The following is a 14,193-nucleotide window of genomic DNA, read 5'->3' as shown; positions in this document are numbered from 1 at the left end:
GCAAAACGATATCAATCGTCTAGAATGGTAGCGGGAAGTGGGATCGAACCACTGACCTCGGGCTTATGAGTCCCGCGCTCTAACCAACTGAGCTACCCCGCCATAAAGTGAGAGATTTATACTACATTTATTATCTCTTTCAACTATAAGTAAATTTCCTATGAAAAAAAAAATTACCTTTCTATTTATCAGCCACTTTTTCTTTTTAATAATTGGTTTTGCCTTAGGTGTATATTTTCTACCTATTTTAACTGCACCAGAGTCAGTGGAAATAAGTAAAATTAATGAGTATGAAAATAAATCTCAATATCAAACTGAGTTTGTAAGAGATTTAAGAGGGAGTGATCCGTTTCACTGGGGAGAAGCAAAAGTTACAATTTCAAATACAAAAATTACAGTTAATGGCGCAATTGCACCAGGGCCTGATTACAAACTTTATCTAACAAATGAATTTACACAACATGAAGATGAATTTTTACCGATTAAAGATGAAGCTAAATATGTTGCAGAAGTTAAAAGTTTTGAAAACTTTGTTGTTGATGTTCCATCAAATGTAGATGTAAGTAAATTCAATACCGTAGTTATTTGGTGTGAAAGTTTCAATGAATTTATAACTGCAGCTAAATACCAATAATCTTTTTAATTAACTATTTTTAAAATTAGTTTGCTTTAATGGTTTAAAGATAATTTCAGCAGGATATTTGATTTTCTCTATTTCTATTGAAATATTTCCATTTAGAAGTTCATCATCTGAGTAGTCGTTATTTATATAACCAAATGCAAGATTTTTTTTGAAGTTAAAAGAATAATTACCCGATGTAGTTCTTCCAACTATCTTATTATCTTTATAAATTGGTTCATCGTGAAGTAGAAGGGGTTTTCCTGGTTCATTATTTTTAAGGACAAACATAGCAAACTTCCTATCAATTTTTTTATCTTTTATTTTTTCTAATGCTTCTTTTCCAATAAAATTAAATTCTTTTTTGTAACTAATTGTAAAGTTAAGACCTGCTTGATATTGATTTTCTTCAGGTGAAATATCATGACCCCAATGTAAAAAACCACTTTCCATTCTCATTGTATCTAATGCATGCATTCCACAATTAGATAAATTATATTTTTTACCTTTTTCTATTAATTTCTCATATATATTTTTAGAATCAGAAGTTTTAACATAAAGCTCATAACCTAACTCTCCAACATAAGATAATCTTTGTGTCCATATTTTAGTTCCATCAATTTCTATATATTTCGAATTCGCAAACTTAAAGTTTTCATTGCTAAAATCATCTGAACTTAAATCTTGCATTAAAAATCTACCCTTTGGCCCAAATATTCCAAACACACAATAATCATCAGTAACATCAGTTAATTCTACACCTTCAGATAGATGTTTTTTTATATGAAATTTATCTCTTTCTCTTGTTGCTGCAGAACTAATTATTCTAAAATGATTTTGATCAATACAAACAACTGTAAGATCTGTTTCAATTCCTCCATCTTTATTAAGCATATGAGTATAAGTACATTTTCCAGGTTCTTGTTTTATATTTGAAGTGCAAATTCTCTGAAGATCTTCATAAGCTTTATCAGATTTAATTTCGAATTTAGAGAAAGGAGACAAATCATACAGCCCAACATTTGTAAGTGTATTGTTGGTTTCGTATTCAACTGATGGATACCAATTTTGATAATTGTAACTATATTCGTACTCTGATTTTTCACCATCTAAAGCAAACCACATTGGTCTTTCGTATCCAGCCGAAACTCCAAAGCATGCGCCAAAACTTTTTAATTCATCGTGGTATGGTAATTTTTTTACATTTCTTGATGTTTTGTATTGTTTATAAGGCCAATGCATTCCATACAAGTCTCCAAGTGACTCTGTAATACGATCTTTAATAAAACCTAATTCTGAATGAAACTTTTGAAATCTCTTTATATCGTAATTAAAAATATCTTCGTTAATATGACCAGTCATTAACCATTCTGCAGTTACTTTTCCAACTCCTCCTCCACTACCAATGCCGATGCTATTCAAACCACAGCTCACAAATAAATTTTTAACTTCAGGAACTTCACCTAATAAAGAATTGGTATCAGGTGTAAAAGACTCTGGACCAGAAAAAAACTTTCTAATTCCAGCTTGTTCTAAAACTGGAAATCGTTTCATAGATTTTTCTAAATAAGGTTCAAAATGATCAAAATTTTCTGGAAATTCACCGAATGAAAAATCCTCTGGAACTTTATTAGTATCTTTAAATGCAGGTATTGATTTACCTTCAAATATTCCAATTAAAAGTTTTCCAGCATCTTCTTTAATATAAGTGCTGCTGTCAAAATCTCTTATTACAGGTAATGTTGGTGAAAGATTTTCAATTGGTTCTGTAATTACATAAAAATGTTCTGCAGGATATAAAGGAATACTAACTCCTATTTTTTCTCCAATTTGTCTAGACCACATACCTGTTGCAAGAACGACATATTCACATTCAATATCTTGCCCATTAATCCTAACACCACTTACTCTACCATTTTTAGTTAAAATTGTTTCAACAGGTGATTGCTCAAATATTTTTGCCCCACCTAATCTTGCTCCTTTTGCTAACATGTGTGTAACACCACTTGGATCAGCTGCACCATCACCAGGCATTAACACACCACCTTTTAAATCCTCTGTGTACATGATTGGATAATTTTTCTTTATTTGATCTTTATCTAAAATCTTAATATCAACATCATACAATTGAGCGGTAGTTGCTTGCCTTTGAAGTTCTTGCCATCTAGCATCAGTTTGAGCAATAGATAAAGCTCCATTAATTCTTAAACCAGCCGAATGATCAACTTCTTTTTCTAATTTTTTATAAAGATCTAAAGTATATTTTCTAATTTTTGTAACAGCAGCTGTTGGTCCTAACTGACTAACTAATCCTGCTGCATGCCAAGTTGTACCTGATGTTAATTGATCTCTTTCTAAAAGAACAACATCTTTCCAACCAAATTTTGTTAAGTGATATGCAACAGAGCAACCGATTACTCCACCTCCAACAACAACTACCTTTGTGCTAGAAGGATACTTTTTTTCCATTACTAATGTTTGACAGCTTCTACTGGATCTACAAAGTTATGACCAAATACATCTGCAACTGCTTTGTAAGTAACCATTCCTTTATGGACATTTAATCCAGCTAAAAAGTTTTTATCTTCACTTAAGGCTTTTTGATAACCATTGTTAGCAAGTTTAACTAGATAAGGTAATGTTGCATTATTTAATGCTAATGTTGAAGTTCTTGGAACTCCACCTGGCATATTTGCAACACAATAATGAACAACGTCATCAACAATATAGGTTGGCTCACCGTGAGTAGTTGGTTTACTTGTTTCAACACATCCACCTTGATCAATTGCAACATCAACTATAACAGAGCCTCTTTTCATACTTTTAATCATATCTTTAGTAACTAATTTTGGGGCTTCTGCACCTGGAATTAAAACTCCACCAACCAATAAGTCTGCTTCAGAAACTAATTTTGGTAGATCAATTTTATCACTTTGTTCAGGAATAATTTTGTCACCAAACATCTCTACTAATTGTTTTAATCTAGCCTCTGATTTATCAACGATATGAACTTTAGCTTGCATACCTGTTGCAATCACTGCAGCATTTTCACCTACAACACCACCGCCTAAAATTACAACAGTTCCACCAGTTACTCCTGGAGCACCGCCTAACAAAAGTCCTCTTCCACTTTGATTTTTTTCCAAACAGTGAGCTCCTGCTTGTACTGACATACGTCCTGCAACTGCACTCATTGGCGCTAACAGTGGTAATCTACCATTATCATCTGTTACAGTCTCGTAAGCAATATTAACACTTTTTGATTTAATTAATCCTTCAGTTAATTCTTTCGCTGCAGCTAAGTGAAGATATGTATAAACAATTTGATTTTCTCTAATCATATCAACTTCAACTTTTTGAGGTTCTTTAACTTTAACAATTATATCTGCATCATTAAAAATATCAGCTGCTGTACTTGCTATTTTTGCACCTGCATTTGTATATTGATCATTTTCAAACCCAGCTTCAAAACCACCATTGTTTTCAACAATAACTTCGTGACCTTCTGAAACTAAAGTTTTAACACTCTCTGGTGTTAGACCTATTCTATTTTCTTGGGGTTTTATCTCTTTAGGTACGCCTATCTTCATAAGCACTCTCCATGTCTTTTAAAAAACTAATTAGTTCTTTTGGTTTTTTTGATAGTTCGTAATACCTGTTCTAAGTTTATCAATGATCTCATCTATATGTTTTTCTTCACATATAAATTGAGGAGCGATAATTAAACAGTCACCAGTTGCTTTAAAGTTTACTCCTGCTTCGTAACAAGCTTTAAAGCATTCATAACCTGCTTTACCTGGTTTAGTATTCATTTTCATATCAATACCACCCATCATTCCATAACCTCTTATGTTATCAACAGACTCTAAGTCTTGAAGAGAAAATAATCCTTTTTGGAAATAAGGTGCTAAATTTTTTGCTCTGTTAAAGATATCTTCTTTTTCAAAAATATCTTGAACAGCTAAACCTGCTGCTACTGCAACTGGAATTCCTGAATAAGTATAACCGTGAAATAATTCAACTGATCCCATTGGAGAAGAATCCATAACTGCATCATAAATCTCATCTTTACATGCAACTACTCCCATAGGGACAACACCGTTAGTTGTTGCTTTAGCCATAGTCATTAAATCTGGAGTAACATCAAACTCTTGACTTGCAAAAACTGAACCAGTTCTTCCCCATCCTGTAATTACTTCATCAAAAATTAAAAGTATTCCGTGCTTATCACAAATCTCTCTTAATCTTTGTAAATATCCTTTAGGTGGAACTAAAGTTCCAGTAGATCCAGCAATTGGTTCTACAATACAAGCTGCGATATTTTCTGGTCCAAAGTTACTTGCAATTCTCTCTAAGTCATCTGCAAGATCTCCTCCTGTTTCAGGTTGACCACTAACAAATTTGTGTTCTGGTAAATGTGTGTGTCTCATGTGTTGAACACCTGGCATCAAGATACTTGCAAATGTTTTAACATTATTGATCATTCCACCAACTGAAACACATCCAATGTTCATCCCGTGATAACCTCTTTCACGTCCTACAAATCTAAATCTATGAGCGTTTCCTTTTGCTCTGTGATAAGCAACAGCAATCTTAATTGCAGTCTCAACAGCAGTTGAACCACAAATAGTAAAAAACATTTTATTTAAATCACCTGGAGTGTGTTTTGAAATTTTTGTAGCTAATTCAAATGAACCACCAAAACCTTGTTGGAAAGGCTGAGCATAATCTAAAGTCTCTAATTGTTTAGTAACTGCTTCTGTAATTTCTCTTCTTCCATGTCCTAAAGGATTACAAAATAATCCTGAGCTAGCATCAATTTGAGTTTTTCCATGGTGAGTTTTTAAATAAACTCCTTTTGCTTCAGTAATTAATCTTGGGTTTGCTTTGAAATCTTTATTCGATGTAAACGGCATCCAATGTTCATTTAATGAATTTGGAACTGAAGTTCTTGTCTCTGAGCTCATAAATTTTTTTTCTCTCTTTATTAACTGTTATAAATATTTCCAACTATTAGACTAAATGAATTACTTTGCTAGAGAAATTTTGACCACCCAAAATGATGCGTCATATGTATACAACTTTTAATTGAACCTATCTTTTTGTTTTACAACCGCTCAAAATTGAATTTAAATAAGTACAATTTAATTAAATTAACATAGGGGAATAAATGAAAAAAATATTAAGTTTTATTCTAGGATCTATTTTTGCTCTTAACCTTTCAATTTCAGTTGCAAACTCTGCAGCTACTGAGGTTAGAGTTGCATACTTTCTAGAATGGCCAAGTCCAAATCTAGAGGACATGCAGAAGAAAAATTTTGCAAAAGCTCTTGGTGTACCAGTTAAGTGGACAAACTTCACTAACGGTGGAGCAATGACTGATGCAATGTTAGCAGGAGACATTGATATTTCTTACTCACAAGGTTTAGTACCTTTCATCAATGCTGTAAAATCTAATGCACCACTTAAGCTAGTGGATATTGCTATGGAATACGGAATGGGTGGAACTACTTGTGTAACATCAAATGCATCTGGAATTACAAAAGCTAATGCTACTGAATTAGAAGGTAAAAAAGTTGCTGTTCCACTTGGAACAATGGCTGAATACGTTTTTGATGAAAGTATGAAAGTTGTTGGTGCTGACAGAGGTAAAATGGATATCATTCAAATGGACCCTGAAGAAGGTGCTGCTGCATTAGTAAGTGGTGATGTTGTAATGGCATGTTTATTTGGTGGTAACTCTATTAAAGCAGCAACTGCAGTTGGTTCAAGATTATTAACTGTAGATGAAGCAAGAGCTGCTGGTATCTTAGGTATAGATATCACATCTGTTACAGATAAATTCATGAAAGAAAATCCAGGAATGCTAAGAACTTTCATCGAAGTAACTCACGAAGCAAATGACAGATACAGATCAGGTAAGTCTGATATGAATGCTATGTCAAAAGCTTCTGAAATGACTGTTGCTGACATGAAAGACACTTTAAGTGGATTTAAATTCTTAACTCCAGAAGAAACTAAAGCTTCTATGGAGAGCGGAAACCTAGATGGGTTCTTAAAAGGAATGGGAACTCCAGCAGGTAACGTAGACACAAGTTTCTTACCTTTATAATTTTAAAGGTTTAAGACTTTTTAAATAGGCACTGATTTAAAAATTAGTGCCTATTTTTTTTAAAAAATTTCTAATATAAGGGCGCTATGAGTGATCTTGTTTCTCAAAATCTAAATATGATTTTTAAAACTCCAAAAGGAGAAACAGTTCATGCATTAAAAGATGTTAGTTTTACTTTAAAAAAAGGAGAACTACTCACTGTTCTTGGCCCATCTGGTTGTGGAAAAACAACTTTATTAAATATTACTGCTGGATTTTTAAGACCTACTTCAGGAAAAATAACTTTAAACAATAATGAAATAGATGGACCTGGTGTTGAAAGAGGAATGGTATTTCAACAAGGTGCTTTGTTTGAATGGTTAACTGTTGCTGAAAACGTAAACTTTGGTCTTCGTATGAAAAGTGAAGATCCAGAAGTAACAGCAAAAAAAGTTGAAGAATGGTTGGATATAGTTGGCCTAAAAGGATTTGGTAACACTCCTACTTATCAATTATCAGGTGGTATGCAGCAAAGAGTTGCTCTTGCAAGATGTCTAATTAATGACCCTGATTTAATTTTAATGGATGAACCGTTAGGTGCTTTGGATGCATTAACAAGAGAAAAGATGCAGTCTTTAGTTTTAAAAATTTGGAAAGAAACAGGAAAAACAATTATTTTAATTACTCACTCTGTTGAAGAAGCTCTTTTACTTGGTGAAAGATTATATGTAATGGCACCAAGACCTGGAAGAATACATAAAGAGTATAATCTTCCATTTGCTGAAATGGGTCTTACTCAAGATTTAAGAGAAATTAAAAAAAATAAAGAATTTTCATCTACCAGAGAAGAAATTTTATCAATGATCTGGAATATGGAAGAAGAAATAATGGGGAAAGATAATTAATGTTAACCCAATTTGTAACAATACTAATTATCGTTTCAGTTATTGGATGCGTTCTTTATGGAAGAAGATTAATCAGAACTGAAAAAGTAGATGCTGTTTTTGGTAACCCAGAAAGAGCTAAAGGTGGAACGCACTGGGTAATTGTTGGAAGTAGTGCAATTCTAATGCTATGGCTTTATTATTCATGGGATATTGCAAAAGGTTTTTATCCAAAATCAGCAAATGAACTATGTCAGGTTGCTAAAATTAATGAGTCATTATTAGGTTTAAAATATCAGTTCCCTATTGAGGAAAGAGAATTCAAAAGTACATCCATTATTAAAATTGAAAATAAAAATCTTACAAAAATTGCTAATGAAATAAAAGGATCTCCAGATCTAAATGATCAACAAAAAACAATTCTTGTAAGCTACATTGATAGAACTTCTAAATTAATTCCACTTTTAACAAGTGAAGAATTAATGGAAATAGATACCAAAATTAAACTTCAAGAAATAACGGAGCAAATAAAACTTCTAAGTTCTAATTTCCAAAAGAAAGATTATCCTTTTGAAACAGATGTTCAAAAAACTGAAAGACAAAAACTTATTGATGAACAAGGTGGTTGGGGAATTACTACAATAGATTCTGGAAGCGGTTCTATTGAAAATACAATTGAAATACCAACTGCACCTCAAACAAATAAAGGTTTAAAATTTCATGCAGCTGCAGCAGAATTAAAAAAAATTGATGATAAATTTTTTAAATTAAAAAACCATAACCCACCTTTCAAAAGCTCAATTAAACAGCTTAAAGATGACATAAAAGCTTACAGAAAAGGTTTGGATGATAGTGAAGAGATAGCATCTGACTATGCAAAAAATATTGTTAAAATTGCAAGAAGAATAGAGTTTGCAAGTATCTATCCTCCTAATGCATTAAATGAAATGCAAGCAGCAATCATAGAATTTGATGAGTTACAAAATAAAGAACAAGCTGGATTAAGATTAATCGATATACTTTTATTTCCTGCTGGAACAATTGTAGCAAGTGGACCTACTTGTTCAGAACAAGGTTCTGGTAGATGGCTACCAAAACCATCTGATACATTTAATAAGTTTGTATTGATGTCTAAACCAAGTGTTGGATACAAAAATGTTCCTCTTTTATGGATTGAAATGGTTGATGTTAGTAAAATGATTGGCTTCGTTTTACCAGATTGGATAGCTGATATCTTACCTGGTGAGTATCCGGTTCATACAAAAGATGGAATAGTTAAAGAGAACTTTAAAAGCAATGTTTTAAAAGTTGTTAGTGGTGACTTTAAACTATTCAAAGTTCCAGTTCCATACGGGCATATCTGGGACTCTTTTATGAGGGTATTTTTAGGATTAGTGTTTGGAATTATTATTGGTGTTCCATTAGGATTATTTATGGGTCTTAATAGATTTGCAAAAGGCTTCTTTGATCCATTAATTGAACTTTATAGACCGGTCCCACCACTTGCTTGGGCTCCTTTAATTATTTCTGTACTTGGAATTGATAACTCTGGAAAAATATTTTTATTATTTATGGTCTCTTTATCTATTATGATTATTTCAGCAAGAGCTGGGGCATCAGGAACTCAATTATCAAAAATTCATGCTGCTCACTCATTGGGAGCTACAAAAAAACAAATCTTAAGATATGTAATTTTCCCAAATTCTCTTCCAGAAATTTTAACTGGTATAAGGGTTGCAGTTGGTATGTGTTGGGGAACATTGGTTGCAGCAGAATTTTTAGCAGGAACCACTGGTATTGGTTTTGTTGAAAACGTTGCTAAAAAATACTTCCAGTACGAAGTTATATGGATAACGATATTTATTATGGGTCTTCTTGGTTTATTATTCGATGTAACTTTAAGAAAAATAATCGATAAAACTATACCTTGGAGAGGTAAAGGTTAATTAACTTTAATTTTAAAGTTAGACTTTTTTAATAAAACTTATTGCAGCACCAACAGTAGTTAAAAATCCAGCTAATGGCAAAATTGCAACTGCATATTTTTTAGGCATATAATTTGGTTTGAACTCAATACCCTGCATACTAATTTCAAAATACCACATTTCCCAATACTTCCCTCTCATACCTTCTACAAGTTCAATTCCATATATAATTAAGACGATACCAATTATCATAATCATAACTTTCCAGAACTGACGAATGTATAAGGAAACTCTCTCAGGTAATTTTTCATATATTAAATTTAAAGCTACATGTTCATTGTCTCTAGCAGTCAAAGAAAGAGCTATAAACATTAGCCAAATATTACTTAATACTGTTAGTAGATCTCCCCAAACAGGAGGGTTATTAAAAATATATCTCATTGTAACATTATAAAGAGTGAAACCAACCATTGCTGCCAAAAATATTGAGCACATAGCTTCGAGTATCCTATGAACAAAACGATCAATACTATTCAAAAATTTCATCACTAATTACTCAATAGATTAGGAAGAAACATTGTTAATTCTGGAACAACTAATATAAAAAATAAAAGTAAAAAAAGTCCAACTAGGTAAGGAATTAAAGCAACAGCTACTTTTTCCAAACGCACTTGAGCTATTGTTGCAGATGTAAAGTAAGCAACGCCAACTGGTGGTGTAACTGATCCAATTAAAAATCCTACTATTACAACGATTGCAGCTTGTACCTCAGGAAAACCTGCTTGAGACATAACATTCACAAGCACTGGACCAACAATGATAATGTTTACTGCTGAGTCCATTACGGTTCCAAGAAGAAAAATAAATAATATTAATGCTAAAACAAATAATATTGGAGAGTCCGCTAAACCTAAAAGCCAAGTTTCAAGGTCACCAATAGCTCCAAGAGAAGTAAGTAACCAACTAAAAGGACCTGAGGCAGCTATGATTATAAAAACCATTGCTGAATTACGGAACGCTCTACGAAAAGCACCTGTGCAATCTTTCCATTTGATAGTTCGGTAAACAAATACGCCAGTAAACAATGCAACTAAAGCAGTTATAGCACCTGCCTCAACAACCGATGCGACACCTCCCATCACTGAACCTACTAATACTAAAGGTATTAAAAGAGCAAATGAAGAACGATACAATTCTTTACCAGCTCGACGAACTGAGAACGGCTGATCACTACGCTCGAAATTATATTTAACTGCAAAGTAATGATTGATTACCATTATAACAACACCAATCAAAATTCCTGGAACAATCCCAGCTGCGAATAAAGATGCAATTGAAATTTCAGTTGCGTTAGCAAGAACGATCATCATGATGCTAGGTGGAATAATTCCTCCTATTGTAGAACTTACACCTGTAACCGCAGCTGAAAATGCTGCAGGATAACCTGCTTTCTTCATAGCTGGTAAAACTAAGGCTCCAACGGTTGCTGTATCTGCTACAACAGAACCATTCATGCCTGCAAAAAACATACTCACAAGAACATTAACTTGAGCCAACCCTCCTCTTATACGACCAATTAATGCTCTACTTAAAGCAACTAAACGGTCAGTAATTGTTGCGCTTGTCATCAACTCACCTGTTAACATAAAGAATGCAATGGCAGTCAATGGAACCGAGTCTATAGCGGTAAACATTTGACTGGGAATTAAAACGAGAGGAACGGCATCTGTTAATAGAATATAAACAAATGGTATCAGTATTAATATAAAGCCAATTGGAGCTCCTAATAAAATTAGCAAAAGGAGTACGACAAGTAAAATAATACTTTCCATAGATATTTATAAGTTATGATTTTTTTTAGGTAAAGACCATCTAATTCTAAAATAGAACTAAATGGTCTTCACAAAGTTTTAATTAATGAATTATAGAGCTCCAGCTGCTTCCAACTGAGCTACAAATCCATCCATACCTTGTTCAAGAAGTACTCTTTTAGCTACTTCTGGTTCAAAAGTACCCTTAGCATCTAACCAAGCACCGATTGCACCAGCTCTCCACTTAGTCATTTCTGCTTCTGTTGGAACATACCACTCTTTAGCAGATGCTTTAATTGCATCTTCACCATTTTTAATCCAAGCGTTATCCAACTCGTTTACTTTTTCTCCATAAGCATCAGCTGCCTCGTGTAACCATTTTCTTTGTTGGTCAGACAATGCATTGTACTGTTTAGCATCCATCGCTAAAATATTTCCAGACCACATTCCTCCGATCTCAGTGAAATATTTTGCAACTTCATGAAGTTTTGCTACATGCTGCCATGGACTAGCAACATACTGACCTTCAACTACACCTGATTGAAGACCTTGATATAATTGACTCCAGTCATAAGGTGTTGGTGTTGCACCCCAATTTTTAACTAGCATGAACTCAACAGGACTTTTAGTAGTTCTCCATTTAAGTCCCTTCATGTCATCCGGTTCACGAACTGGTTTAGTTGCATTTCCAAGTTGTCTAAATCCTCCACTTGAATATACAGAAAGGCAAATATGACCAGCATTTTCAAGAGCTAGTTTACACTGTCTTTCAGCTAACCATTCATCTGATATTCTTTTAGCATCCTCTAATGATTTGAAAATAAAAGGCAAATCGAAAATAGCTAATTCAGGACCAAAGTTACCGTAGTTTGCAGTAGAACTAGTCCACAAAGCTATAAGCCCTTGGTTAGCTTGTTCACCACATTTTTGTTCTGCGCATAAGCTTCTTTGATAATGAGGTTCAATTTTCATTTTACCTCCTGATGCTTTCTCCATAGCTGGTATTAAAGCCTGATCGATTGCGTCACCAATTGGCATACCCAATCTACCAGTGGTTCCAAGCTTAAGAGTTACTTCAGCATAAGCAGCTTGTGCAAAGAAAATAATTGCAGCAACTTTGATAAGCGTCTTGCTTATTGTTTTAATAAACATTTTATTTATCTCCCTTTAGTTAATTAAATTATCAATTTAAATTAATTGAAGCCTAATTAACTTTAAGTTAGAAGTATAGAAAAAAAGTAGTTATTATAAAATTATTTTATAATGATGCAGTTTTGAATTGTATGATTAATGTTTTTGTAAATCTATTTTTAATCTTTAGGAATCTTAGATTAAATTTAATTAATAAAATAAATTCAATATAGGAAAAATTTATGAGCTCAGGTAACAAATATAAAGTAATAGCCAGTAAAATTAAATTTGAAGGAAGAGCATTTATTAATGGAAAATATGTAAATGCTATTGATGGAAAAAAATTTGAAACAATAAATCCTGCAACTGGTAAAAAACTTTGTGCTGTTGCAAAATGTAATCATAAAGATGTTGATCTAGCAGTTAAAGTTTCAAGAAAAGCTTTTAACAGTGGAGTTTGGTCTAAAAGTTCTCCAGAACACAGGAAAGAAGTTTTATTAAAATTTGCTGAATTACTTAGAAAACATGGAGATGAAAATTCAGTTTTAGAATGTATAGACACAGGTAAACTTATTGCTGATTGTATTAATGAAGTTGCAAATGATGCTCCAATGCATTTTCAGTGGTATGGAGAATTAATTGACAAAGTTTTTGGAAAAGTTGGTCCAACAGAGCCATCTATCACTAGTCTAATTGTTAAAGAGCCAATTGGTGTTGTTGCTGGAATTGTTCCTTGGAATTTTCCTTTAATGATGGCGGTATGGAAAATGGCTCCAGCACTTGCAGCTGGTTGTTCAGTAATAATTAAACCAGCGGAGGATACACCACTCACAGCTATTAGAGTTGCTCAAATTGCAAAAGAAGCTGGTGTACCGGATGGAGTTTTAAATGTGCTTCCAGGTTATGGTGATGTTGGTGAAGCTTTGGGTCGTCACAAAGATGTTGATGCAGTTTCATTTACAGGTTCAACTGAGGTTGGAGGATACTTTTTAAAATATGCAAGTGAAAGTAATTTAAAACCTGTTGCATTAGAGATGGGAGGAAAAAGTCCATTTATAGTATTAGAAGATGCTAAAATTAATGATGATTTAATAGATAATGCTATGAATTCAGCATTTTGGAATGGCGGACAAAACTGTTCAGCAAATATGAGACAGATAGTTCATAAAAAAGTTAAAGATGAATTTTTACATAAAGTTATTAAAAAAGTTAAAAAGTTAAAAGTTGGAGATCCATTAGATCTTAAATCAAATATGGGATCTATGATTTCTAAAGGTCATTTGCAAACTGTTGATGGATATATTCAAACAGGTATTGATGAAGGGGCAAAACTTTTATCCGGAGGTGTTTCAAGCAAAAATCAAAAAGGTTTTTATGCAAAACCAACTTTATTTGATGGATTGAAGGAAAATATGACTATCGCTCAAGAAGAAATTTTTGGACCAGTGCTTGGAGTGTTAACTGTAAAAAATGATGAAGAAGCTTTGAAAATTGCAAGTAATTCTAAATATGGATTACATGCGAGTGTGTTTACACAAGACATAAACAGAGCATTTCATTTAGCTAAAAGTTTGCCTTGTGGAACTGTGTCAGTGAATACTTTTTCTGAGGGAGATATCAAAACACCTTTTGGGGGATATAAGCAATCAGGCTCATTAAGTAGAGATCAAGGTACTGAAGCTTTAAATTCATTTCTACAAACGAAAACTATTTGGATAAGTCATAACTAATT

The 14,193-nt window shown here is 33.0% G+C and carries 11 protein-coding genes and 1 tRNA gene; 5 read left to right on the top strand and 7 right to left on the bottom strand.

The window, feature by feature from the left end:
• Nucleotides 1-25: 25 nt before the first annotated feature.
• Nucleotides 26-102 (bottom strand) — tRNA-Met (locus ACTTBK_RS01515).
• Between the two features lie 58 nt (nucleotides 103-160).
• Here ACTTBK_RS01515 and ACTTBK_RS01510 point away from each other — a divergent pair.
• Nucleotides 161-634, top strand: a complete 474-nt coding sequence (locus ACTTBK_RS01510) for a DM13 domain-containing protein (protein WP_440618278.1) — start codon at nucleotides 161-163, stop codon at nucleotides 632-634.
• A 9-nt stretch (nucleotides 635-643) separates the two neighbouring features.
• Here ACTTBK_RS01510 and ACTTBK_RS01505 read toward each other — a convergent pair whose 3' ends face one another.
• The 3 genes from ACTTBK_RS01505 to ACTTBK_RS01495 are packed head-to-tail and all read right to left on the bottom strand — an operon-like array spanning nucleotide 644 to nucleotide 5,586.
• Complete coding sequence (locus ACTTBK_RS01505; protein ID WP_440618277.1) at nucleotides 644-3,088, bottom strand: GcvT family protein; 2,445 nt, start codon at nucleotides 3,086-3,088, stop codon at nucleotides 644-646.
• Nucleotides 3,089-3,090: 2 nt separating this feature from the next.
• A complete protein-coding gene (gene ald / locus ACTTBK_RS01500) occupies nucleotides 3,091-4,209 on the bottom strand; it encodes an alanine dehydrogenase (protein ID WP_440618276.1) in 1,119 nt (372 codons plus the stop codon).
• Between the two features lie 30 nt (nucleotides 4,210-4,239).
• Nucleotides 4,240-5,586 carry an aspartate aminotransferase family protein gene (locus ACTTBK_RS01495; protein ID WP_440618275.1) on the bottom strand — a complete coding sequence of 449 codons (1,347 nt, stop codon included), beginning with the start codon at nucleotides 5,584-5,586 and terminating at the stop codon, nucleotides 4,240-4,242.
• 203 nt (nucleotides 5,587-5,789) lie between these two features.
• Here ACTTBK_RS01495 and ACTTBK_RS01490 point away from each other — a divergent pair, with 203 nt between their 5' ends.
• From ACTTBK_RS01490 to ACTTBK_RS01480, 3 genes are all read left to right on the top strand, one after another.
• Nucleotides 5,790-6,731: an ABC transporter substrate-binding protein gene (locus ACTTBK_RS01490; protein WP_440618274.1), complete on the top strand. Its 942-nt coding sequence runs from the start codon at nucleotides 5,790-5,792 to the stop codon at nucleotides 6,729-6,731.
• Nucleotides 6,732-6,817: 86 nt separating this feature from the next.
• Nucleotides 6,818-7,615 (top strand): ATP-binding cassette domain-containing protein, encoded by a 798-nt coding sequence (locus ACTTBK_RS01485; RefSeq protein ID WP_179850418.1) that lies wholly within the window; start codon nucleotides 6,818-6,820, stop codon nucleotides 7,613-7,615.
• On the top strand, nucleotides 7,615-9,540 hold the full coding sequence (locus ACTTBK_RS01480; RefSeq protein WP_440618273.1) for an ABC transporter permease: 1,926 nt from the start codon (nucleotides 7,615-7,617) through the stop codon (nucleotides 9,538-9,540). The genes ACTTBK_RS01485 and ACTTBK_RS01480 overlap by 1 nt, the downstream gene beginning before the upstream one ends.
• 18 nt (nucleotides 9,541-9,558) lie before the next feature.
• Here the strand turns inward: ACTTBK_RS01480 and ACTTBK_RS01475 are convergent, their stop codons facing one another.
• From ACTTBK_RS01475 to ACTTBK_RS01465, 3 genes are all read right to left on the bottom strand, one after another.
• Nucleotides 9,559-10,065 carry a TRAP transporter small permease gene (locus ACTTBK_RS01475; protein WP_440618272.1) on the bottom strand — a complete coding sequence of 169 codons (507 nt, stop codon included), beginning with the start codon at nucleotides 10,063-10,065 and terminating at the stop codon, nucleotides 9,559-9,561.
• Nucleotides 10,066-10,067: 2 nt separating this feature from the next.
• The gene (locus ACTTBK_RS01470) at nucleotides 10,068-11,351 is read right to left on the bottom strand and encodes a TRAP transporter large permease (RefSeq protein ID WP_440614215.1); all 1,284 of its coding nucleotides are present in this window, start codon (nucleotides 11,349-11,351) and stop codon (nucleotides 10,068-10,070) included.
• Between the two features lie 90 nt (nucleotides 11,352-11,441).
• Complete coding sequence (locus tag ACTTBK_RS01465; RefSeq protein WP_440618271.1) at nucleotides 11,442-12,482, bottom strand: TRAP transporter substrate-binding protein; 1,041 nt, start codon at nucleotides 12,480-12,482, stop codon at nucleotides 11,442-11,444.
• A gap of 221 nt (nucleotides 12,483-12,703) precedes the next feature.
• On the opposite strand from ACTTBK_RS01465, the gene ACTTBK_RS01460 reads away from it, so the two are divergent.
• A complete protein-coding gene (locus tag ACTTBK_RS01460) occupies nucleotides 12,704-14,191 on the top strand; it encodes an aldehyde dehydrogenase (RefSeq protein WP_440618270.1) in 1,488 nt (495 codons plus the stop codon).
• Nucleotides 14,192-14,193 lie beyond the last annotated feature (2 nt).

Origin of the sequence: Candidatus Pelagibacter sp. HIMB1493, assembly GCF_052047995.1 — a bacterium.
Classification (GTDB): domain Bacteria; phylum Pseudomonadota; class Alphaproteobacteria; order Pelagibacterales; family Pelagibacteraceae; genus Pelagibacter.
The sequence above is the reverse complement of the archived record's forward strand: the minus strand, read 5'-3'. Positions and strand labels throughout refer to the sequence as shown.

Bases quoted from the DNA above. Each gene is read 5' to 3' on its own strand.
- ACTTBK_RS01460 (WP_440618270.1), top strand. From the start codon at position 12,704: ATGAGCTCAGGTAACAAATATAAAGTAATAGCCAGTAAAATTAAATTT.
- ACTTBK_RS01510 (WP_440618278.1), top strand. From the start codon at position 161: ATGAAAAAAAAAATTACCTTTCTATTTATCAGCCACTTTTTCTTTTTA.
- ACTTBK_RS01480 (WP_440618273.1), top strand. From the start codon at position 7,615: ATGTTAACCCAATTTGTAACAATACTAATTATCGTTTCAGTTATTGGA.
- ACTTBK_RS01490 (WP_440618274.1), top strand. From the start codon at position 5,790: ATGAAAAAAATATTAAGTTTTATTCTAGGATCTATTTTTGCTCTTAAC.
- ACTTBK_RS01495 (WP_440618275.1), bottom strand. From the start codon at position 5,586: ATGAGCTCAGAGACAAGAACTTCAGTTCCAAATTCATTAAATGAACAT.
- ACTTBK_RS01505 (WP_440618277.1), bottom strand. From the start codon at position 3,088: ATGGAAAAAAAGTATCCTTCTAGCACAAAGGTAGTTGTTGTTGGAGGT.
- ACTTBK_RS01475 (WP_440618272.1), bottom strand. From the start codon at position 10,065: ATGAAATTTTTGAATAGTATTGATCGTTTTGTTCATAGGATACTCGAA.
- ACTTBK_RS01470 (WP_440614215.1), bottom strand. From the start codon at position 11,351: ATGGAAAGTATTATTTTACTTGTCGTACTCCTTTTGCTAATTTTATTA.
- ACTTBK_RS01465 (WP_440618271.1), bottom strand. From the start codon at position 12,482: ATGTTTATTAAAACAATAAGCAAGACGCTTATCAAAGTTGCTGCAATT.
- ACTTBK_RS01485 (WP_179850418.1), top strand. From the start codon at position 6,818: ATGAGTGATCTTGTTTCTCAAAATCTAAATATGATTTTTAAAACTCCA.
- ald (WP_440618276.1), bottom strand. From the start codon at position 4,209: ATGAAGATAGGCGTACCTAAAGAGATAAAACCCCAAGAAAATAGAATA.